Origin of the sequence: Collinsella sp. CLA-ER-H6 (assembly GCF_040092305.1) — a bacterium.
Lineage (GTDB): Bacteria > Actinomycetota > Coriobacteriia > Coriobacteriales > Coriobacteriaceae > Collinsella.
On the sequence record NZ_JBBNLS010000001.1, the window covers coordinates 159185 to 179178 of the forward strand.

Sequence of the window (19994 nt, forward strand, 5' to 3'; positions counted from 1 at the left end):
GTGAAAGAGGAGCGACGCGTACTTTGGTACGCGAGCGACGGTTTGAACGGCAAGGTGCGGTGCTTGGGAAAGCCGCTTAGCGGTAGCTGACGCTCTGTTGGGAATCCTTGACGACTACGTCGTGGGCGCCGCCTTCGACGATGGAGGTGGAGCTTACCAGGGTCAGGCGTGCCTTTTCCTGGAGCTCGGGAATCGAGAGGGCACCGCAGTTGCACATCGTGGACTTGACCTTGTAGAGCGTGCCGCCCACACCGTCCTTGAGGGAGCCGGCGTACGGGACGTAGGAGTCGACGCCCTCGACGAAGCTGAGCTTCGCGGCGCCGCCCAGGTCGTAGCGCTGCCAGTTGCGAGCACGCGCAGAACCCTCGCCCCAGTACTCCTTCATGTACTGACCGTTCACGTTGACGCGCTCGGTCGGGCTCTCGTCAAAGCGGGCGAAGTAACGGCCCAGCATCATAAAGTCGGCACCCATGGCAAGGGCGAGCGTCATGTGGTAGTCATAAACGATGCCGCCGTCGGAGCACACGGGCACGTAGACGCCGGTCTCCTCGTAGTACTCGTCGCGAGCGCGGCAGACATCGATCAGCGCGGTGGCCTGGCCACGGCCGATACCCTTGGTCTCACGGGTGATGCAGATGGAACCGCCGCCGATACCGACCTTGATGAAGTCGGCACCACAGTCGGCCAGGAAGCGGAAGCCCTCGGCGTCGACAACGTTACCGGCACCGACCTTGACGTCCTCGCCGTAGTTGGCGCGGATCCACTCGATGGTGCGCTTCTGCCACTCGCTGAAGCCCTCGGAAGAGTCGATGCACAGGACATCGGCACCAGCCTCGATGAGCAGCGGCACGCGCTCGGCATAGTCGCGGGTGTTGATACCGGCGCCGACCATGTAGCGCTTGTCGCCGTCGAGCAGCTCGTTGGGGTTGGTCTTGTGGCTGTCGTAGTCCTTGCGGAAGACGATACCCATGAGGTGATCGTAGTCGTCGACGATGGGCAGAGCGTTGAGCTTGTTGTCCCAGATGACGTCATTGGCAACCTTGAGGCTGATGTTTTTGTCGCCCACGATGAGCTGCTCACGCGGGGTCATGAACTCGGAGACCTTCGTCTGGTGGTCATCGCGGCTGGGGCGATAGTCACGGCTGGTGACGATGCCCAGGAGCTTACCCTTGGGAGTGCCGTCGTCGGTGACCGGCATGGTGGAGTGACCGGTCTTCTCCTTGAGCTCGATGACCTGCTCCATAGTCATGTCGGGGGTCAGGGTGGAATCGGACTGAACGAAGCCGGCCTTGTGATCCTTGACGGCCTTGACCATAGCGGCCTCGGACTCGGCGCTCTGGGAACCGTAAATGAAGGACAGGCCACCCTCGGTAGCGAGCGCGACACCCATGTCGACGCCCGAGACGGACTGCATGATGGCGGAAACCATGGGGATGTTCAGGGTGATTGCCGGCTTCTCACCGCGCTTAAAGCGGGTTAGCGGCGTCTTAAGAGAGACGTTGTTGGGAATGCACTGCGAGGACGAGTAACCAGGGACCAGCAGATACTCCGAAAACGTGTGGGACTCACCGGGAAAGAACGTAGCCATGTTTCTCCTTTTTCCATGCGACCGGTCGGCTGCAGGCCTCGTAGGACCCAGCCCAACCTTGGGCGCCCAATACTGGGGAAGTATCTTAACGCACTTTGACTGCTACAATGCATGATTTAAGAAGAGCACACGAGGGTTTGACGCAGGCTTTGCGTTTGCCCAGCAAACACTTTAGCGGGGAGACGTGGAGCGTATGGAGTACAAGACGACGGCAAAGTTGGTCATTCAAGCGTGCGACAAAGATCTGCCGGGCGTGTTTGGACACGGCTGTGTCTTGCTGCTGCAGGGTATCGCCCGAGAGCACTCGCTCAACCGTGCCGCCAAGAGCATGGGCATGGCATACTCCAAAGCCTGGCGCATTGTGAACGAGGCGGAAGGGCAGCTGGGCTGCAAGCTCATCGAGCGCGACGGCGCCCGCGGATCCACCCTCACCCCCGCCGGCGAGCGAGCCATAGCGGCCTACGAAGAGCTGCAGGCCGACATTAACAACGTCATCGCCACCAAAGCCGACGCCCTCATCGCAAGTATCAAAGAGTAGCTAACTTGCGAAGGGCGTTGTCGAGGGTGGCGGCTACCTGTAAAGGGTCGTCGGTGCCGGCGAAGAGGCGGATGGTGCTCCCCTGTTTGCCGCTTGGGGCTGAAAGGCGCGTCGTTGCGCCGCCGGCAAGCGATGTGCGAAACTCCCCGGGCAAAGCATCGAACAGCTCGCACGCACTACGCTCGATAAGATCAAATTCAACTGCCGGGCCAAAGCCGTGCTCGAGGATTCCCGTTGCAGCCGCATGGTCGGGATGCGAGCTCAGCCCGGGATAGCGCACGTTGCGCACCATCTCATTGGCGGCCAGATACTCGGCCAGCGCACGTGCGCGGTCGAAATGCGCCTGCATGCGGGCATCGAGCGTGTCCAGCCCGCGCTCCAGCACACCGGCCTCGTCAGCAGGCATATCAAGCTTGGCCAAGCCACAGCCCTCAAGCAGGGCATGCGCGCACTCAGCCGCGGCATCCACGCGATGGCGCTTGAGCTGCGAGCGCGCGACCGATACGGCAACCAACTTGCGCGGAGCCTTGCCGGCGCACACGCGATCGAGCGCCTCAAGCGACAGCGCAGCACCCAGCCGCAGTGAATCGCAGCCAAAAGCCGACGCCACCGTGTTATCCGCCACAAACAGCGCGTGGGCCACGCGAGCCGCGCGGCCCAGAGCGCGAAGGTCGGGCACACGCAGACCAAGCCCGCCGATGGAGTTGACGAACCACCACAGGTGCGGACCCTCGGCATCAAACGAAGCATCAAAACCCTCGGACGCAGCGGCAAACGCCTCGGCGGACGGCGAGCCCACCAGCGCGACATCGCAGCCGTCAAATCCGCTCGCAAACGCATCGGCAAAGTCGTCCGCAAAGGCAACCAGACGATCGCCGGGACACACAATCCCCAGCTGCGGCAGCGCTGCTGGCACATGCGAGGCCGCAAGCAACCGCGCCTCACGCGCGCCGGCTCTCAAAGCCCAAGCCTCTTCTAGCTGTTGCACGTCCACGCGGCACCGTCCCTTCATAAGCAAAAACCCACGATGCGGATGTTTCCCGCATCGTGGGCAACGGCTGCAGTATAGCGCCGATATGCGACGAATCTCCTAGATATTGAGCGCGTGATAGGTCACGCTCGCACCCGGAGCGTCAACGGTCACGCCATAGGCCTCGGGATAGATGCGCGTCGAAAACACGAGCGCACCATCGTTCACAAACACCTCGACCGACGAGGCATCGCCAACAATGCGCACGTTACGAACCTCGTCGACGGACTCCCAGCGCACAGTACGACCGCAGCCGGCAGAAGCGCGGCCCTCATCGGTAAATCGCATCTCAAAGCGCGGGGGCAGTTCGTCCTCGGCGGGCACAAACGCCAGCTTCAGCTCGCCATCAACGATCGCGGTAAACGCGCCGTCGACACAGTCGACAACAACATCAAAGCAGGCATCGCCGGCAACCTCCAACGAGCCCTCCCCCACACGCACCGAGGCATAATGGTGCTCGATCTCGCGCACCGGCAGCTGCAGCACCACGCCGCCGGCACCGGCTGTAAGCTCACGCGGCACCGTCATGCAGTGCTGCCAGCCGCACACCACGGTGGGTGCGTTGCCATAGGTCGGCTCATCGGGCATGCCCATCCAGCCGATTAGAATATGGCGACCGTCCTCGGACGTAAACTCCTGCGGAGCATAGAAGTCAAAACCGGCGTCCCACAGGCGGAACTCACCCAGCTCATAGGCACCGTCACCACCGGTAATGTCGCCCGTTACAGGCATGTAGCCAGCAGCGTATACGTTGCCGCGGTCCCAACGGCCGCCCTCAAGACCCTGAGGCGAGAACGACAGAAACGCCGCCGTATCGCCATTCGAATCGAGCTCGATGTAGCCGGGGCACTCCCACATAAAGCCAAAGCGCTCGGGCGTAGACACACGGTTCTCGAGCTCCCAGCTCAGCATATCGGCCGAGCCATACACCAGGATCTCACCCACATCGCGCCCGGCACCCTCGCCGTGCATGGCGCAAAATCGACTATCGACATGCGGCCCATCCACGCGACGACGCGCGCCCAGCACCATGTGATAACGCCCGTCCGTGTCACGCCACACCTTGGGGTCACGCACGTGGCAGGTCAAATCCTCGGGATAATCCTCGGACGCCAGCACCACGCGCTTTTGGCTGAACTCCCGACCGGCAAGGCCATCAACGCTCTCGACATAAACAGTATCGGCGCGACGACCGGTATTGACGTAGTCGTACGTGCCGTCCGCATCGGAAAGCTTAACGTTGCCCGTGTACAACACGCGAATGCGGCCGTCCTCGGCAAGCGCGGAGCCCGAATACACGCCATGGCAATCGAACGGCTCGTCGGGCAGCAGCGGGGCGCCAACGTAGTCCCACGTCATAAGGTCGCGGCTCGTCGCATGGCCCCAGACCTTAACGCCGCCCTCGACATCAAACGGCGCATACTGAAAGTACGCGTGAAATACGCCACCCGCCTGACAAAGACCGTTGGGGTCGTTGAGCCAACCCGCCGGCGGCATAATATGGAAGCGCTGGCCATACGCGCCATAACCGCACTCAGTGGCGGCGGCGTCAACGGCGGCAACCAGCTTTGCAAGATCGCGACCAAGTGCATTAGACATATCAAAGTCCTAACGGATCGAAAGTAACAAGGCGCCAGAGAACGGCACCAGATACAGGAAACGCCCGTGAGCATACAACCCGCGGGCATTCCCTCAATCAAAAGCTCTTAGGCCTGCTCGGAAGCCTTGCGCTCGTCCTTGTACAGGACAAACGAGACGCCAAAGGAAACCAGCGCGGCAACCGCGAACATGATCGCGTACTGCACGGGCTGGGCCAGGCACAGCAGGATACCGAAGATGCCGGTAACGCCCGTGCCGGAGGCGGCCAGCGAAGTGAGCGCGCAGACCAGGGCACCGCAGCCGCCGCCGATGCAGCCGGCAATGAAAGGCTTAAAGAAGCGAAGGTTCACGCCAAAGATGGCAGGCTCGGTAATGCCCATAAAGGCGGACAGAGCCGAAGGAAGCGCCAGGCCCTTAATCTTGGCATCGCGGGTCTTAAAGGCAACGGCGAGCGCAGCGCCACCCTGGGCGATGTTGGCAGCGCTGGCGATGGGCAGCCAGTAGGTCACGCCATACTGGGCGAGCTGGCCCAGGTCGATGGCGGTGTACATCTGGTGGATACCGGTAACGACCGTGGGGGCATAGAACAGGCCGACGATAAAGGAACCGATGCCGAAGGGCAGGGTCAGCAGGGTCTGGATCAGACCGAGGATGGCGTTCTCGGCCCACACGAAGATGGGGCCGACGGCAACGAGCGTCACGAGCACGGTCACGAACACCGAGACGAGCGGAGTCACAAAGAGGTCGAACATCTCGGGAACGATCTTGTGTAGGCGCTTCTCGAGGAAGGCCAGAATGGCACAGGCGATAACGATGGGGATCACATGGCCCTGATAGCCGACCCACTCAAAGCTGTACACACCAGGAATAACGGTGACCATGGTCTGCACGCCCTCGGAGGCAACCGTGTAGGCGCTCTGCAGCGAGGAGTTGATGAACGCACCGCCGACGACGGCACCAAGATACGGGTTGGCGCCAAAGGCCTTAGCGGCGGAGTAACCGATCAGGATCTGCAGAATGCCAAAAGACGTGCCCGAGACCAGGTCGGCGATCTTGTAGATAAAGTTATTGGTGTCGAGCGCGATAAAGCCGTTGGAGGCCATAAAGTTGAGGGCGCTCATGATGCCCAGCAGCAGGCCCGAAGCCACGATGGCGGGGATGATGGGAACAAAGACGTCGCCGAGCACCTTAATGGCACGCATAAAGATGTTCTGCTGCTGAGCCGCGGCCTCCTTTACCTCGGCCTTGGTGGCAGCCTCGACGCCGCTGAGCGCGATGAACTCTTCGTAGACCTTGTTGACGGTGCCGGTGCCAAAAATAATCTGGAGCTGGCCCTGGGCCTCAAAGACGCCCTTGGCGCCATCGACATTCTCGATGGCCTCCTTGTTAACCTTGGAATTATCGGCAATCACCAGGCGTAGACGCGTGGCGCAGTGTGCGGCCGAAACAACGTTGTCGGCGCCACCGACGTTGTCGAGCACCTCTTGGGCTGATTTGCGGTAGTCCATAACTTCCCTTTCCTCCAACGGGCGCATGTGCACCCGGCCATCTTTGACACATACACTGTAAACGTTTTCAGTTTGATATGACTGTAATCGTTTTCATAGTAGGGTGAACGGTAGGAAAAAGCCGGCGAAAGGTAGTTTTGAAGCAAAAACAGGGGTCTCAGAGGCAGGCAGACGTGCCCAAGGCCTAGACATTCATAAGCTGATGGCCGAGCTTGAGCGTCTTGAGACCGCTCTCCCCCTCCTCGCCATCGAGCGCGTTGAGCAACATATTGGTCGCCTCGACGCCGCTGGTCAGGTAGCCGTAATGCACGGTGGGAATGCCGCCCGTCAGCGCGCGCAAAAATGCGTTGTCGCCGAAGCCGCTCACGCGACGCACGCCCTCGCCCATGCCACGCACCTCGTCAAGAGCGCGCAGGGCGCCGGCAGCCATAGTGTCGGTCGCGCACGCGATAAACGAAACATCGGGGGCATCGGCAAGCAGCTCGCGCGCAGCGCGATAGCCCGAGTCGAGCGTAAACGAGCCCAGGCGAATCAAGGCGGAATCGAGCGGGTTGCCCGCAGCGCGCAGGCCGGCCTCAAAACCGCGACGGCGGTCATAACCGGCCGCGCGGTCCTCTTCGGAAACTCCAATGTAGGCGATCTTGCCGTCCACGCGACCCGCAAGCGCACGGCCCAGCTCAAAGGCAGCCTCGTAATCGTCGTGATAGACACACGCCGCGCCCTCGACATGCTGACCGATCAGCACAATGGGCACGCGGCACGAGTCAATCGCCCGACGGTGCTCGTCGGTGATCATGGTTGCCACCAGCACAATGCCATCAACCGGATGGTTTTGGAATAAATCGAGGTATTCGAGCTCGCGATCGGGCGCATTGTCGGTGTTGGCAAGCAGCATCTGGTAGCCACGGCGACCGAGCACCTGGCCAATGCCAGCGGTAATGCGGCTCACGGATTCCGAGTTGATCTTAGGCACGATGACGCCGATGAGCTTGGTGGAACCGGTGCGCAGCGCGCGAGCCTGGCTGGATCGCACGTATCCGGTCAACTCGATTGCCTGCTTAATGCGCTCGGCCTTGTCCGCCGAGATATATCCACCGTTGAGGTAGCGCGAGACGGCGGCGCTCGAAACGCCCGCAAGCTCGGCCACATCTTTCATCTTTACCACGAGCACCCCTGTCATTGAAATCGCTTTCACCATGATACCCGTGAAGACGGCATACGAACCAAATCGGCCCAACCAGGTCGAGCATACGCCAGCGAGCGGGCAGCTGCCGTGGCGAGGTGCCGCGAAAGAGGAGCGAAGCGTACTTTATGTACGCGAGCGACGGTTTGAGCGGCAGATCGCCCGGCAGATGCCCGCGCAGCGTCGAGCGGTCCGGCGTTTGTTAAAACGCCGGAACAAAGTTAGCCGTGGTACTCGCCGTTGTACTGGATGAGCGTCAGGTCCTCCACGCCATCGAGCGCGCGAATGGCGTCCGCATAGGGCATGTCAACGCCGTCCGAGAACACCTCCACTGCCATCTCGACCTTGTCACCGCGCATGGTCTTGGACTTCACCGTAAACTTGGTGCGCCCAAATGCACGCATGATATCGTCGCCGGCGGTCTGGCCCGTGTAGTGGATGACCATCATGTACACGCGCGCCTTGTCCTGGTGGCTCGCAAAGCCGGCAATCATCACCACAATCACCACTGCCGTAAGCCCCACGAGCGCGTACATGCCGGCGCCTGCCGTAATGCCTGTGGTAATGGCCCAAAAAAGATACAGCAGGTCGAGCGGGTCCTTGACCGCCGTACGATAGCGGACGATGGACAGAGCACCGACCATACCGAGCGAGATGACCACGTTGGTCGAAATCGCGAGCGTGACCATGCAGGTAAGCACGCACATGCCCACGAGTGTCACGGCAAAGCTGCGCGAATATACCACGCCGGTAAAAAAGCGCTTGTACACGTAATAGATCAGGATGCCCATGGCGAGCGCCACGAGCAGCGAAAGGCCAATCTTGGCAGGGTCGACCTGGCCAAACGCCTCCAAAACGGAGTTCTTAAAAAAGTCCCTGGTGCTCATGGTCTAAATATCCCCTCGGTTCTCAAAATCCGATTCCCAGTAATTAAATCCGCGCAGGTAGGCGGTCTTTTCGTAACACAGGCAGTACTTGGAGACCGCAGTAAGCTCGGCCGCTCCCGGCGGCACCATATCACGCACCAGCTGCGGGCAAAACTCCGTAAACTTGACCTCCATCACCAGCTTGCCGGACTCCAGGACCGGCAGCGCGGGCAGCATCGCGTCAAAGATATCGAAGCTTCCCACCGCGGCACGCACGTTCATGTCAAACGTAATGCGCACAGTACCCTCATCCATCACCCACGGCTCGCGCTCGTAGTCCACGATGGTCCGCGGGCGCATCATGTTGCAGATGCACTCGATGTAGAACTCGCGGCAGAGCGGATAGGGGCTCCTCAGCAAAAAGTCGTAGTCGCCGGCCAGGATCTGCTCAAACTCGCCGCGCGTGAGCGGCGCATCCTCCTTGTAAATCCAGCTACCGTACTTCTTTTTTCGCTCGAGCTTAATCACCTTGTCGCTGCCGTTATAGATGCGTACGCGATACTTTTTGCGCATGAGAATGCCGGCGTCTTTTTCCTCGTAGGCCGAGTTGCAGTAGTCGTCAAAATACAGGCTGCGAATAGTGTAACCGCCCGCCCGCGCACGCTTGTCCAGCTTAAACACCGGCGCCATGCGACAGGCAAGCGCGGCGTGCTCGCCCTCGTTAATGAGATATTTGAGCTCGTGGCGGTAACGCTCCTGCGTGGTACGCACAGGCGGAGCCGCCAAGCGCTCAAGCAGCGCGCTAGCCCTCCTCATACGTGTCCTCCACGACCTTACCGCCGTCTTGCACGTAAAAACACTTCATGCCGTAGTGCTTGCCGTCGTCGGTCACATAGTAGTCAAACGCATCTTGCGTATAGCCGTCGGAGTTGTTGGCACGCACGCGTACAAAATACTGGCCGGCATCGGGCGCATCGCAGGTCACCTCGGGAAGCAGCACGTCCTCGGCCTTAAAGACCACGTCGCTAATGGCATAGTCACGAGCAAGCTCCACGGTGTAGCGAATGTCGCGCGCCTCAAAGTCGTAGGACGCATCCCAGTTAATACGCAGCTTACCGTTATCGATCTGCGGCACGCCGATGTAGAACGGCATGGGCTTTTTAAAACTCTCGCGAAAGCTCTTGTAGTTCTCCTCGATCTCGGAGGGAATCGCCGCGGCGATCTGCTCGTATTGGTCCTTGGTGACAGGCAGATGGTCGATATCGGGCGAAGCAAAGACCAGCGATTCAGTAACCTCGCGGTAGTGCTTGATCATCTTGCTCAGGCGTGCCTCGGTCATATACGAACGCAGGTCCTTGACGGCGCGGTCGAGCTCGCTGCGGAACGATTTGCTGCGCAGCGCACGATTGAACAGTACGTTGCCCCAGTAGTTGCTCACGCCGCGCTCCCAGCTCGCGTAGTCCGAAAACCCGGTAAGAGAAAGCTCCAGCTTACGCAGCATGCCGTCGTTATCCCAATCCAAAAAGTACCAGGTATTTGAGTTGAGAGGGCTGTACAGATAGCAGTTACGGTTCTGCGTATCACAGTTGCCCGTCAGAATCTGAAACGCCAGCCAATAAACCAGATTCTCGGAATCAAAGTAGGTATCGAGCACATCATCGATCTTTTGCGATTCGTCGTTGAGCGCATCGAGCATCTCGATGAGCTTGGTGTGGTCCGAATCGCCCTTAATCTCGAGCATGCCCTCAAATTTAGCCTGGTTGTAGTCGGGATCGTCGGCGAGCTTAATGGTGTCCTCGTAGCGATAGAACTCAAAGCTGTTCACCTTGTACAGGTGTCCGTTCTTATCTAGGCCATGTGCCTTAAGCGCCGTCTTATTAAGCTGCTCCACCTGCGTAAACAGGCCGTAGTCCTCAAAGGTGTCGTTGGACTTTTCGGTCTGGTCGCACACCCACAGATGCACAAACTGCGTACGTAGGCCCATCATCTGGGGAATCCCACGGATAAGGTCGTAGGCCATCTTGTTGCGAAAACGCATACCCTCGCCCATGTGCTTGTTGAGCGCAATCGCGCGCTGTTGGCGCCAGGTACCCTTGCCCTTTTTGAGCTCCACCTTGTAATTCTTTTGCGAGTTCATGCTCGACGTCTGGCCGCGCACCTGCACGGTAGCATTGGGCGCTTCCTCGCCATAGCCAACCTCGCCGGCCTCCGGGCCCTCTTCGTCGCCCGGCTGCAACAGGCCCATAACCTGATAGCGCGTCACGCCCATGTCGGCATAGTCATACACCGAGTACGTGTTGATCTCGGCCCAGCTGTGGTCGGTGTTCTCGGAGCTGTTGCCGCGCGAGACCGTCAGGTACATGGTCACAATGCCCGAGTCGTCGTAGACCTCGTAGAGCTCGTCCTTGTCGCGCAGGTGTTTGGCCTTATTCGAGGCCTCAGCCTTTTTAATCTTGTCCTGCTTTTTGACCTTTTTAGTCGAGGATTCGTCCTGAGACGAGCAGCCCGAAAGCAACAGCGCGCCGGCAGCCGCCTCAAACAGGCGACGGCGAGACATCATTCTATCGGTCATCAGAACCTCCCCAATGCTTGCGATACACGCGAACTACTGCGCGCTCAAACGCGCCGTGCGGCACGCCCTTATGGCGGCCTTCCTCATAGCGCTGCTCGGCACGGTCGAGCAAGCGGCCCAGCTGTGTAAAGCGACCCGTTTTGTCGGTCGCCACAATGGGCTGCTGGCTCAGGATACGATACGGCAAGTTGGCGGTATAGGTATCGAGCCGCAGCAGCGCCGCGATAAAAAACACCGCCGCACCCAACAAAAAGCCAAAGCCGTAAAATTGCTGCGGCAAAAGCAACGACACGGCAGTCGCCAGCCCGGCCACACCGGCAAACAGGCCCGAAGCCAGCACGGCCCCCTTATAGTCGGTAAAGTACAGCAAGATAAGCATCACCGTATTACCCACGGCATACAGGCCATAGCCCACGCACAGCGTGCGAAAATACCCGTGCATAAGGTTGTTAAAGCCCAACGGTAGGGCCGACAGCACCGTGGTCTCGAGCGAAATGACCGCCGCGGTCACAAACAACTGCTTGAGCGCACAAAAGCGCAGCTCGCTGTTAAGCGTGGAGAGCATCTCCTCCTCGGCCACCACAATGTCGCCTACCACGCCGCCGTCATTGAACAGGCTGTAGTAGTCGCGGTAGCGCGGATAGAAGTTGACCTCGACCGAGACCACAAAGTTGACGGTCGTGACCAGGATCGTCAAAAACGCGATGAGCGCCGGCACATCGTAGTAGGGCGCACCATAAAACAAGCCCTTGACCCGCACGCCAATGGGACCAGCCCAAATAATCACCAGGTGCGCAAAGAGTCCCAGATTGGTTAACAGACCCGTGAGCGCCAGCGGCATAAACTGATCGAGCCACTGCAAAAAGGGCCAGGGGCTGCGGTCGCTCTGAGGAAAATACCGGTACAGCAGCACCACGTCCCAGGCGAGCATGACACCGTAGCCCAGGGCGATTGATGCCAACAGGCCCTCGACCGGCGGCAGCCCCAATGCCAGCGCTGCCAGGGCAAACAGGCACGCCACGCCAATGGCGGCCGCAAAGCTGCACAGGATGCCGCGGTAATCCTTAATAGCCGTGAGATAGCTCATGCCGTTCCAGTTGACGATCATAATGTTGAACAGCCACAGGCACAGCAGCCCCTGCAGCAGCGTGGCGCCCGAGAATAGCAAAAAGACGCCGTAGAGCATCGTGCCCGCAACGAGCATGACAGCATTGGAGCCCCAAAACGAGGGCAGAATCTCGTCCTCGCGCTCGGCAAAGAGCATGTCGGCCAAAAAGCGCGTGACCGGCATGGAGAAAAAGCTCGTGAGCGTAAGCGACGCCAGCAGCGTGTAGGTCACCATGCACACCAGCAGATCCTGGTTGGCGCGCCCCACGCCCCACAGACCGCACAGCACCAAGATGCCCACCTGCAGCAGCACGCCCAGCAGCATGGGGCCCGTGCACACAATGCCAGCGTAGCCATAGGCGCGCATCGTGGCAAACAGGCCCTTGCGCCTAAACAGGCGCTTGAGCTCAAAACCAATTCCGGCCACCGGCTACTCCCCCTCTCTGGACAGGTTAAACGCACGCGCCGTCTCGTCGTACAGCGCGCGATAGCTGGCAAGCATCTGCTCGTGCAAAAAGTACGTGGCAACTCGACGCTGCCCGCGCTCCCCCATCTCAATGCGACGGGCACGGCTCACGCACATGCGCTCCATGGCATCGGCCAAGCCCTTGCGATACATAGGCGGCGCCACAAAACCCGCCACGCCAAAGTCGTCGCCCGGGGCGCCTTCGAGTAGCTCGCGGCAGCAGCCCACCTCGGTCGTCACGCAGGGACGGCGCGCTGCAAGCGACTCCAGCACGCTAAGCGGCTGGCCCTCGGAGATGCTCGTCAAAATGGTAAAGTCGAGCTTTTCCATGTACTCGACCACGTTGACGCGGCCGGTAAAAATCAGGTCGCGCACGCCCAGGGTTTCTACCAGCGCGTGGCACTCGGCGCCGTACTCCTCGTCGTCCACGCCGCCCATGATGTGCAGGCGCACCTTAGGCAGGCGCTCGTGCAGCTCAAAGAAGGCATAGATCATAGTCTTGACGTCCTTGATGGGAGCCAGGCGCACCACCGCACCAATGTCCACCCAGCCGTCATCGGGCTTTAAGGGAATGTCCTTAAAGCGGTCGAACTGAATGCCGTTGGGGATAACCAGGCATTTGTCTGCATCGCAACCCATATCGATCTGCGTCTTACGAGCGTTATGGAACAAACTCGTCACGCGGAAGGCGCGGCGGTAGATCTCCTCCGAAAGCAGGTAGAAAAAGCGGATCCAGCGGTCCTTAAACGACGGCACCACCCAATCGGCGCGAATGATCTCTTCCTCGCGCTCGCGGGTATAGATGCCATGTTCGGTCAGCAGCACCGGCGCATGGCGAACGCTTGAGCCCAGGCAGGCGAGCAGGCCACCGTAGCCGGTCGAGATAGCGTGGTACACATCGGCCACCGGCACCTCGCTGCCCAACAGGTAGAGCACGGGAAGCAACATGGAGCGCATGGTGTGGAATGCATCGGCAAAGGGCGTGTAGGGGTACTCGGCCAGGCACACGTCGCGGAAGATGTCCATAAACGTTCGGCTCTGCAAAAACGAGAGCGGATGCACGCGACGGCGCTGAAAGATATCGAACAGCACGTCCCAGTCCGGATTGGAGAGCGACACCAGGCGGCGTAGCGCCTCGCGCTCGCGGTCGTTAAAACTGGCTTCGTGCTGCTCGCCCGAAAGCCGCAGGGCATCGTCTAGGAACACCTCGTGCACCTCGACCACGTTGCCGGGCAGCTCGTAGACAAACTTGCCGCGGTCGGCAGCATGCGCGCCGATCACCCACAGCACAAACTCGTGCTCGGGCATGGCCTGGATATAGCCATGCATCCAGGTAGATACGCCGCCGTGCACATAGGGGTAGCAACCCTCGAGTACCAAGCAGATTCTCATCTGTCGCCACCCTCCTTGCGCTCGATCGTCACGGTCTTATCATTTGCCTTGAGCAGATACAGATTGCCTGTAAGGTGCGTCAGTTCGCCACCCGTCACCGCACCCGGCTCGCCATTATTGGCGCGGAACATGAGCCACGCCTCGTCGTGGAAATTGCCCAGGCTGAGCGTCCAGGCATCCGCACTGGTATCCACGCTCACCGTAACCGACGAAAAGCGCTGGATGGCACCGGAGCACTCCGAGCCGGTCTGGCGGCGCAGGTCGGGCGCAGACTTGGTGAGCCAGTCCAGGTAGTCGGTCAGGCCGCCCTTGTAGACTTCCCAGCCCTCCTTGGCGCCGCGATCGGGATCGAGCAGGTCGTCCGGGTGCATAAAGTGCGTACTCACGTAGTGCATGTTGAGCTCGGACACGGCAGCCAGGCGCATATAGGAATCGTCGACCATGCCGCCCGAGACAATACGCGGCTGCTCCACAATACCATCGCTCGCCACGCCAAACTCCTGCACGTAGGGCAGGTCGGTACCGTCCTCAAAGTACGTACTGGCAATAGTCTTAATGCGCGGAACGTCGGTGCCGATAAGCTTGCGTGCGCGGGCCGAAAGGATATTTGACGGCGGCACGTAGACCGAACCGTGCGCATTGGGCAGCACCTCGTCCTGGAAGGCGATAAGCTCGTCAAGAGACGCGACAAGCGTCTCCTTGTTCTTCCAGGTCTTGTAGTCATACAGCGTGCCATAGTCGGTATCCCAGAGCGCAAGAGGCTGATGGTTGTAGCCGTGAAAGCCCAGCTCTCCGCCCATCTGCAGCAGCATGCCGCCAAAATAGCGGAACTGCGTGGTATCGGGTTGGCGCGCGGGCTCGGTCTGGCTGACCGCGTCCTCGTAGTTTTCGATCATCACGCCGGTATAGCGAATGCCGTATTTTTGCGCAAGCTTTTGCAGATCGGGCCACCAGACCTTGGTGTAAAAATCCGCAATGGAAAGGCCGTAGTCACGCCTGATATAAGTACCATCGCCCGAGGGCACGGGGCTAGGAAAGTCGTCCAAATAGAACACGGCGCTGTTGATGACCGGATAAGCCGTGGCATCACCCAGCAAGCTTATGGCCGAAGCATAGAACCCACGCATGACCTTGTCGTAGATACCAATGTTGCACACCACGGTGTGACCACTGCCGCAATCGTTAGACCAAATGAGCGGCGTGCCCGCGTCACCGGTCTTTGCCCATACGCGCGCCGTTTCGCGCAATGAAACCGAAAGCGAAGAATCGAAGGGATCCGAGAACTCGTAGCGCTCTCCTCCGCCCAACATAAAGTCATCGCTCGGAACAATACTTTCGGCTGTCGCATAGTCATATCCGGCCGATTCGATCCCAAGCTTGGAAGCAACAGCCTGCAGGTAGTTCGAGTTATCTGGCATCATGCCCAGCATGAGTGAGCCGCCCGCACTCACCCAACTCATCAGATCGGTCAGATGCGTACCCAGTCCGTCAAGCGAGGGCATAAGCACAATCACGCGATCAAACGACGTGAGCGATGGGATCGCGTCCGCACCGTCGGTGGCAATATCAACATCGCGATGGGCAATCTTCATGTCCAGCAAAATCTGGTCGAACTGGTCTTTAACATCGTCGACGCTATCTTGGTCCGAGTCGGTAATGACCAGGCACGTGGGCTTTTGGCCAAAGATTGCCGAGGAGGCCGGCACTGCATCGTTGGCGGCAAGCATCCCCAGCTTATGCTGGCCCGCACTGTACTGCACGCCGGCACGCTCCACCAGCAGCACGGCGGCCATGGCAATAAAGACCGCCCACACCACGAGGAGCCCCATCCAACGAAAGCGCCCTGCACGGTCGCGGATATGTTGCGCCACGCTCATCTGGCCTCCTCCCCGTCGCGCCAAAACGCCAACTTTTCGCGGTTGTCGGCGCTCAAATATACATGTTGCTTGTCAATCGCATCGATCACACGGTGAACCTCGTCACCGTTGCGGCGCATCACGGCCAGGCGCAGGCAAAGCATCCAAACCTCCTGCTCCTCGGGCACGTCGAGCACCAGCTGGTCGGTCACGGCCTGCGCCTCGTCGATCTGTCCGACATCGGCCAGCGCCGTCGCGTATCGAATGCGCAGCTCAAAGGTGTCCTCGCGCTCGCAGCGACGCGCAAGCAGGCGCGCGTACTGTTGGCGCTGAATCTGAGCCAAGCGCCCCTCAGCCAAGCCCGAGCCCAAGTATTCACCAAGAAAATCGCAGTATTCGTTGAGGTTTTGCGCGCTCGGGTCCGTCTTAAAGGCACGCTCCAGCTGCTGCAGTTTAAGGTCGGACTCCTTGGAGATCTGCGCCACCGCCGTCGCGGCATAGTGCGCCACCTCAACGTCGTCGTTAAGCTAAGCCGCCTGCAGCTGCGCCAGGTACGCGTCGGGCTCCTCGGTGAGCATGGAGAGCATTAGGCGGCGCCGGTATGCCGGGTCGTTGACGATGAGCGCCTCCTCGAGCGGGACCACGCCCGCATCGGCGTCACGGTCGTGCACCAGGATGCTGCGATGCAGGTCGTCGTTAAAGCGCAGCGACTCCAGCGCAGACTCTTTCAGCACCTCGCCAAACACCGCGCTGCGGACCGATAGCAGAACCACCAGCAACGGGCCCCACAGCGGCACCAGCACTATCACCGCCAGCATGTGCCCGCGCACCGGCAGCAGGCCCAGCTTCATAAGCGTCCACAGCATCAGACAAACCAGCGCATGAATCAGCAGCAAGACGGCAGCAACGACAAGCGAGATCAAGCGACACTCCCCTCACCGTCACCGGTATAAGAGATGTGCTGCAGCAGCGCCACGATGTCCTCGCCGTCGACGGGCTCCACCGCAATCTGCTTTGCGCTCAGGCGCTCGCGGATAATGGGCAGATCGCACGCCTTTGCCTGGCGCATAAGCAGGTAGAGCACGTCGCCGTCGACCAAGCCCGCCGCGTCGCTCTCGCGGATTGCCGACCCAATTGCGCCCACCAGCTCGCCGACAGGCTCCATGCCCGGTACCACGCGCAGGAGCAAATAACTCCCCATCTTGCTATCTGCGAGCGCTTGCTCCGCCGCGAGCTCTTGGCCAAAGGCAGCCTGCTTGAGCACGCATGTGCCGTCAACGCAGCGTTTATCCTGCGCCACCGCCTCATAGTCAAAGGCACGGCCCAGCGCGCTTTCGACCAGCCCGCACAAGATGCGGAACAGGTTTTGATAATAGAGGGTCATTTGGTTTTCGGCCGCACTACGCACAAAGATCAGCACGGCGAGTGCCCCGTCGCGCTCGATCGTGTATCCAAACATGGGAAGCCCCGGCGTCAGCTCGCGGTTCACCCACAGGTTCGAACGACCCCCGTCGCCCAAAAGAGGTGCAAGCTGCTCAAGCGTGAGCGAGCGTGCGGCATCTTCGGCAATCGCGGGACTTGCTGCTACCAGGCGTGCAAATGCCCCGCCCGAAACATGGTAGATCGCCACCGAATCGTTCTCGAGGATCTCGCCCAGAAGCTCGCAGCACTTGCGATAGATGTCGCGTAGGTTGAGCACGTCGAGCTCCTGCGTCACGGCAAAGATCTTGCCAAAGCTGTCGTGGCGACCCACGATCTGACGTCTGTACGCGCGCTTGTCCTCGATCGCGTCGTGGTAGAGCTGCGTAAGGAACGTATTGCGGTTGCGCACGAGCTCGTTTTGATCGCGCTCCGCCCTAATGGCCTCGCTGTTGCGCAGCTGCACATAGCCGCACACGGCACCCACCACAAAGTACGCAATAAACGGCAGCCAGTTGGACGGCTCGTAGAACAGGCCCTGGAAGGTATAGCCGTACTGAGTAAAGTAGCTCGCGGCCAAACCCACCGACGCCAGCAGCGCCGCAACCAGGCCAAAGTCCAAGCCATACAGCGTGCCGATCAACACCACGTAGAGCAGGCGATAATCGAGCACGTTGAGCTGGACAGATTGGGAGAACAGATGCTCCAGCACCTCGAACAGAACCCAGGCAACGCCCGTCTCCAGGCATTTGATGGGCAGCGAGCGCATCTGGATGCGGTCGATGGCGGCACGCAAGGGGTTGACCTTCTTCGCGCGACCGGCATCCCAACGCGCCTGAATGGTCGAAAGATCGCGCAGCAGGTCGTACCGCTGAAACCAACCATAGCGCACGCGAACGACGTCGCTGACGGGCAGGGCGTAGCCGGCAGAATCGCCATAGGCAACTGAGAGCCCCGAGAACAGCGCCTTAAGGGCCTCGCCCACTTCACCCGCCGTGTGATGGAAGGCATCGGCTACGTCGAGCGTCTCAAAATTGCCATCCCAGCTGTCGAAGATACGGCGTACCAGCACCGCGAGCTCCTCGGTGCACAGCAGGGGAAACGCCGCATCCTCCGCGCCCTGCAGAGCAACCGAGCCGGTTGAGCACGCGTCGAACAGCGGCACCAAAAACGGGTCCTCCAGCGCGGCAGACGCGGTATACAGGAACGGCACGCGCAGGATCTTGGTTTGAACGCCCTCGCGAGCGGCGTAGTAGCGGCACAGGTCGTTTGACGCGCGGGCGATAATTCCCTTGCCCGTTCGCCCCGCGGCATCGGCGGCGCCCTCGGCACCCGCGGGCCCCGCTACATACAGCAGTTGGATCCGGCGACCCGCGCACGCACGAAAGACCGAGCGCAGCGTCTCGATATCGCCCACGGTATCGGTATGCGGGGTAAGGTAATTGGATAGGTAGACCACGCGTTCGAACTCGTAGGCCTGATCCAGGTGTTGCAGAAGCTCTTTCCACGAGGCATGGGGCGACGACTCGTCGCGGCGCGTGTCCTGCACGGCTACGACCTGCACATGGTCCCCGGGGAACGCCTTGGCACAAAAGTCATCGTCAACATATGCGGTGTTGCCAACAACCAGCACCTCCATGGCGTTCTCCTCCCCTAAAATCCACTTCGTTCATAGTCAAACATGCGTATTTTACGCTGTCAACGCAAGCTGGAAAGCCTTTAAGGCTGTTTTAAGAACTTTTTTAGAGGATGCGGGAGTGGCAACTCGTCCGACTCAGGCTCATTGAGAAGCTGCTATTCGCTCTGAAAAGGCACATCGCAATCTGCTGACAGCTCTGCAGGGAGAATGGCAGGCAATGTACATTGCTCTCGCACGGAATCATTGGATGAAAGAAACGGCAGTTCTTTGGAATAGTTGACGATAACCTGCGGAACAATCTTAATGCCCAGAGCAAGTTCGAACTTTGCAATCGTCTTCAGAGTCATATTAGGTTGAGAATTCAAGAGCTTAGAAAGCAACTGAAGGCTTATGCCCATACGATTTGCCAGCTCACTTTTGCTCAATCCCAAACGTTTCATTTCGCGATGAACAATAAACTCAATATCTAGTGCATGTTCATAAGCGCGCGTTTCGCTACTTTCTGTTTCGGCATATAAATCAGATAGATCTACTTTATTCATTGTATTCTCCGTTTCAGAAGCCAGGCATAAAAGTCAGCGCCCAGGCTCCAGAAGCTGACGCGCTATTACGGCCAGTCGCTTGGCCCGCTCGATTTCCCTGCTGATATTTCCCGATCCCTGATGCCCTTTTAACCAAAATAGAAGAACGATTTTGTCTACGCCTTAACATATGTTATAAATCATCTCTCGATTAACCCCGTTAACCCCTTAAGTTCATAGAGGCCAATCTTAGAATCAATGCATCTTAGCCTTGAGATCCCATTCGCAACCTTTAATCCATAATCATAGATTTTTGAAATCAGGTCGATCATTTTACGGGCGGCAATTTTACGATAGTGTCTGACATCATCTTCTGAAATTGAGAGTTGTCGGGAGAAGTCGTCAGTTCCCAAAATGGTCGGCCCTTGGGGTCTCTATATTCGACAAGTTCATATCCTTCTACCAAAGGCCACCTCCCATTTCTAGATACACTTAACTTATAAGTTAAGTGTATCTATTTAAATACAAATAACAAGGCTTATGCTAGATTCCGCAGCCCCAAATCGATAAACAATCCAACCAAGCTGGTGCTCAATCCGGAAGTATGCGGCAAATTCTTGACATGCCGACCACGCCGTATAGCGACAACGCTTCTACCTGCGGTTTCTTTTCATGAAAAAGGCGGTGTGCTCGAGGGTTCCAAAATTTGC

16 protein-coding genes are annotated in these 19994 nt (G+C 59.3%); 1 reads left to right on the forward strand and 15 read right to left on the reverse strand.

Annotated elements, in window-relative coordinates; translation table 11 throughout:
- Window positions 1-76: 76 nt before the first annotated feature.
- A complete protein-coding gene (locus AAAX77_RS00715; RefSeq protein WP_035138103.1) occupies window positions 77-1588 on the reverse strand; it encodes an IMP dehydrogenase in 1512 nt (503 codons plus the stop codon).
- A gap of 193 nt (window positions 1589-1781) precedes the next feature.
- On the opposite strand from AAAX77_RS00715, the gene AAAX77_RS00720 reads away from it, so the two are divergent.
- Window positions 1782-2126 carry a LysR family transcriptional regulator gene (locus AAAX77_RS00720; protein ID WP_349104247.1) on the forward strand — a complete coding sequence of 115 codons (345 nt, stop codon included), beginning with the start codon at window positions 1782-1784 and terminating at the stop codon, window positions 2124-2126.
- Here AAAX77_RS00720 and AAAX77_RS00725 read toward each other — a convergent pair.
- The 14 genes from AAAX77_RS00725 to AAAX77_RS00790 form a co-directional block, all read right to left on the reverse strand.
- On the reverse strand, window positions 2116-3120 hold the full coding sequence (locus AAAX77_RS00725; protein ID WP_349104248.1) for a PLP-dependent transferase: 1005 nt from the start codon (window positions 3118-3120) through the stop codon (window positions 2116-2118). The genes AAAX77_RS00720 and AAAX77_RS00725 overlap by 11 nt on opposite strands.
- A gap of 96 nt (window positions 3121-3216) precedes the next feature.
- Window positions 3217-4755, reverse strand: a complete 1539-nt coding sequence (locus AAAX77_RS00730) for a glycoside hydrolase family 32 protein (RefSeq protein ID WP_349104250.1) — start codon at window positions 4753-4755, stop codon at window positions 3217-3219.
- 107 nt (window positions 4756-4862) lie between these two features.
- The gene (locus AAAX77_RS00735; RefSeq protein WP_349104252.1) at window positions 4863-6263 is read right to left on the reverse strand and encodes a PTS transporter subunit EIIC; all 1401 of its coding nucleotides are present in this window, start codon (window positions 6261-6263) and stop codon (window positions 4863-4865) included.
- Window positions 6264-6447: 184 nt separating this feature from the next.
- Window positions 6448-7419 carry a LacI family DNA-binding transcriptional regulator gene (locus AAAX77_RS00740; RefSeq protein ID WP_349104282.1) on the reverse strand — a complete coding sequence of 324 codons (972 nt, stop codon included), beginning with the start codon at window positions 7417-7419 and terminating at the stop codon, window positions 6448-6450.
- 248 nt (window positions 7420-7667) lie between these two features.
- Window positions 7668-8333, reverse strand: a complete 666-nt coding sequence (locus AAAX77_RS00745) for a DUF4956 domain-containing protein (RefSeq protein ID WP_349104254.1) — start codon at window positions 8331-8333, stop codon at window positions 7668-7670.
- Window positions 8334-8336: 3 nt separating this feature from the next.
- Window positions 8337-9128 carry a polyphosphate polymerase domain-containing protein gene (locus AAAX77_RS00750; RefSeq protein ID WP_349104256.1) on the reverse strand — a complete coding sequence of 264 codons (792 nt, stop codon included), beginning with the start codon at window positions 9126-9128 and terminating at the stop codon, window positions 8337-8339.
- Window positions 9115-10884 carry a CotH kinase family protein gene (locus AAAX77_RS00755; RefSeq protein WP_349104257.1) on the reverse strand — a complete coding sequence of 590 codons (1770 nt, stop codon included), beginning with the start codon at window positions 10882-10884 and terminating at the stop codon, window positions 9115-9117. Before AAAX77_RS00755 ends, AAAX77_RS00750 begins: the two co-directional genes overlap by 14 nt.
- Window positions 10874-12418 carry an exopolysaccharide Pel transporter PelG gene (pelG, locus tag AAAX77_RS00760; protein WP_349104258.1) on the reverse strand — a complete coding sequence of 515 codons (1545 nt, stop codon included), beginning with the start codon at window positions 12416-12418 and terminating at the stop codon, window positions 10874-10876. Before pelG ends, AAAX77_RS00755 begins: the two co-directional genes overlap by 11 nt.
- A 3-nt stretch (window positions 12419-12421) precedes the next feature.
- Window positions 12422-13849 (reverse strand): GT4 family glycosyltransferase PelF, encoded by a 1428-nt coding sequence (gene pelF / locus AAAX77_RS00765; RefSeq protein ID WP_349104259.1) that lies wholly within the window; start codon window positions 13847-13849, stop codon window positions 12422-12424.
- Entirely contained in the window at window positions 13846-15726 is a 1881-nt protein-coding gene (locus AAAX77_RS00770; protein ID WP_349104260.1) for a DUF2194 domain-containing protein, read from the reverse strand. The genes pelF and AAAX77_RS00770 overlap by 4 nt, the downstream gene beginning before the upstream one ends.
- Window positions 15723-16214, reverse strand: a complete 492-nt coding sequence (locus tag AAAX77_RS00775; RefSeq protein WP_349104262.1) for a hypothetical protein — start codon at window positions 16212-16214, stop codon at window positions 15723-15725. The genes AAAX77_RS00770 and AAAX77_RS00775 overlap by 4 nt, the downstream gene beginning before the upstream one ends.
- Before the next feature lie 18 nt (window positions 16215-16232).
- On the reverse strand, window positions 16233-16628 hold the full coding sequence (locus AAAX77_RS00780; protein WP_349104263.1) for a hypothetical protein: 396 nt from the start codon (window positions 16626-16628) through the stop codon (window positions 16233-16235).
- Window positions 16625-18763, reverse strand: a complete 2139-nt coding sequence (locus tag AAAX77_RS00785) for a DUF4118 domain-containing protein (RefSeq protein ID WP_349104265.1) — start codon at window positions 18761-18763, stop codon at window positions 16625-16627. The genes AAAX77_RS00780 and AAAX77_RS00785 overlap by 4 nt, the downstream gene beginning before the upstream one ends.
- 155 nt (window positions 18764-18918) lie before the next feature.
- A complete protein-coding gene (locus AAAX77_RS00790) occupies window positions 18919-19305 on the reverse strand; it encodes a helix-turn-helix transcriptional regulator (protein ID WP_349104267.1) in 387 nt (128 codons plus the stop codon).
- Window positions 19306-19994 lie beyond the last annotated feature (689 nt).

Excerpts from the sequence above, each read along its gene's own strand:
- AAAX77_RS00715 (WP_035138103.1), bottom strand. The coding sequence starts at position 1,588 with ATGGCTACGTTCTTTCCCGGTGAGTCCCACACGTTTTCGGAGTATCTG.
- AAAX77_RS00720 (WP_349104247.1), top strand. The coding sequence starts at position 1,782 with ATGGAGTACAAGACGACGGCAAAGTTGGTCATTCAAGCGTGCGACAAA.
- AAAX77_RS00730 (WP_349104250.1), bottom strand. The coding sequence starts at position 4,755 with ATGTCTAATGCACTTGGTCGCGATCTTGCAAAGCTGGTTGCCGCCGTT.
- AAAX77_RS00735 (WP_349104252.1), bottom strand. The coding sequence starts at position 6,263 with ATGGACTACCGCAAATCAGCCCAAGAGGTGCTCGACAACGTCGGTGGC.
- AAAX77_RS00740 (WP_349104282.1), bottom strand. The coding sequence starts at position 7,419 with ATGAAAGATGTGGCCGAGCTTGCGGGCGTTTCGAGCGCCGCCGTCTCG.
- AAAX77_RS00745 (WP_349104254.1), bottom strand. The coding sequence starts at position 8,333 with ATGAGCACCAGGGACTTTTTTAAGAACTCCGTTTTGGAGGCGTTTGGC.
- AAAX77_RS00750 (WP_349104256.1), bottom strand. The coding sequence starts at position 9,128 with ATGAGGAGGGCTAGCGCGCTGCTTGAGCGCTTGGCGGCTCCGCCTGTG.
- AAAX77_RS00755 (WP_349104257.1), bottom strand. The coding sequence starts at position 10,884 with ATGACCGATAGAATGATGTCTCGCCGTCGCCTGTTTGAGGCGGCTGCC.
- pelF (WP_349104259.1), bottom strand. The coding sequence starts at position 13,849 with ATGAGAATCTGCTTGGTACTCGAGGGTTGCTACCCCTATGTGCACGGC.
- AAAX77_RS00770 (WP_349104260.1), bottom strand. The coding sequence starts at position 15,726 with ATGAGCGTGGCGCAACATATCCGCGACCGTGCAGGGCGCTTTCGTTGG.
- AAAX77_RS00785 (WP_349104265.1), bottom strand. The coding sequence starts at position 18,763 with ATGGAGGTGCTGGTTGTTGGCAACACCGCATATGTTGACGATGACTTT.
- AAAX77_RS00790 (WP_349104267.1), bottom strand. The coding sequence starts at position 19,305 with ATGAATAAAGTAGATCTATCTGATTTATATGCCGAAACAGAAAGTAGC.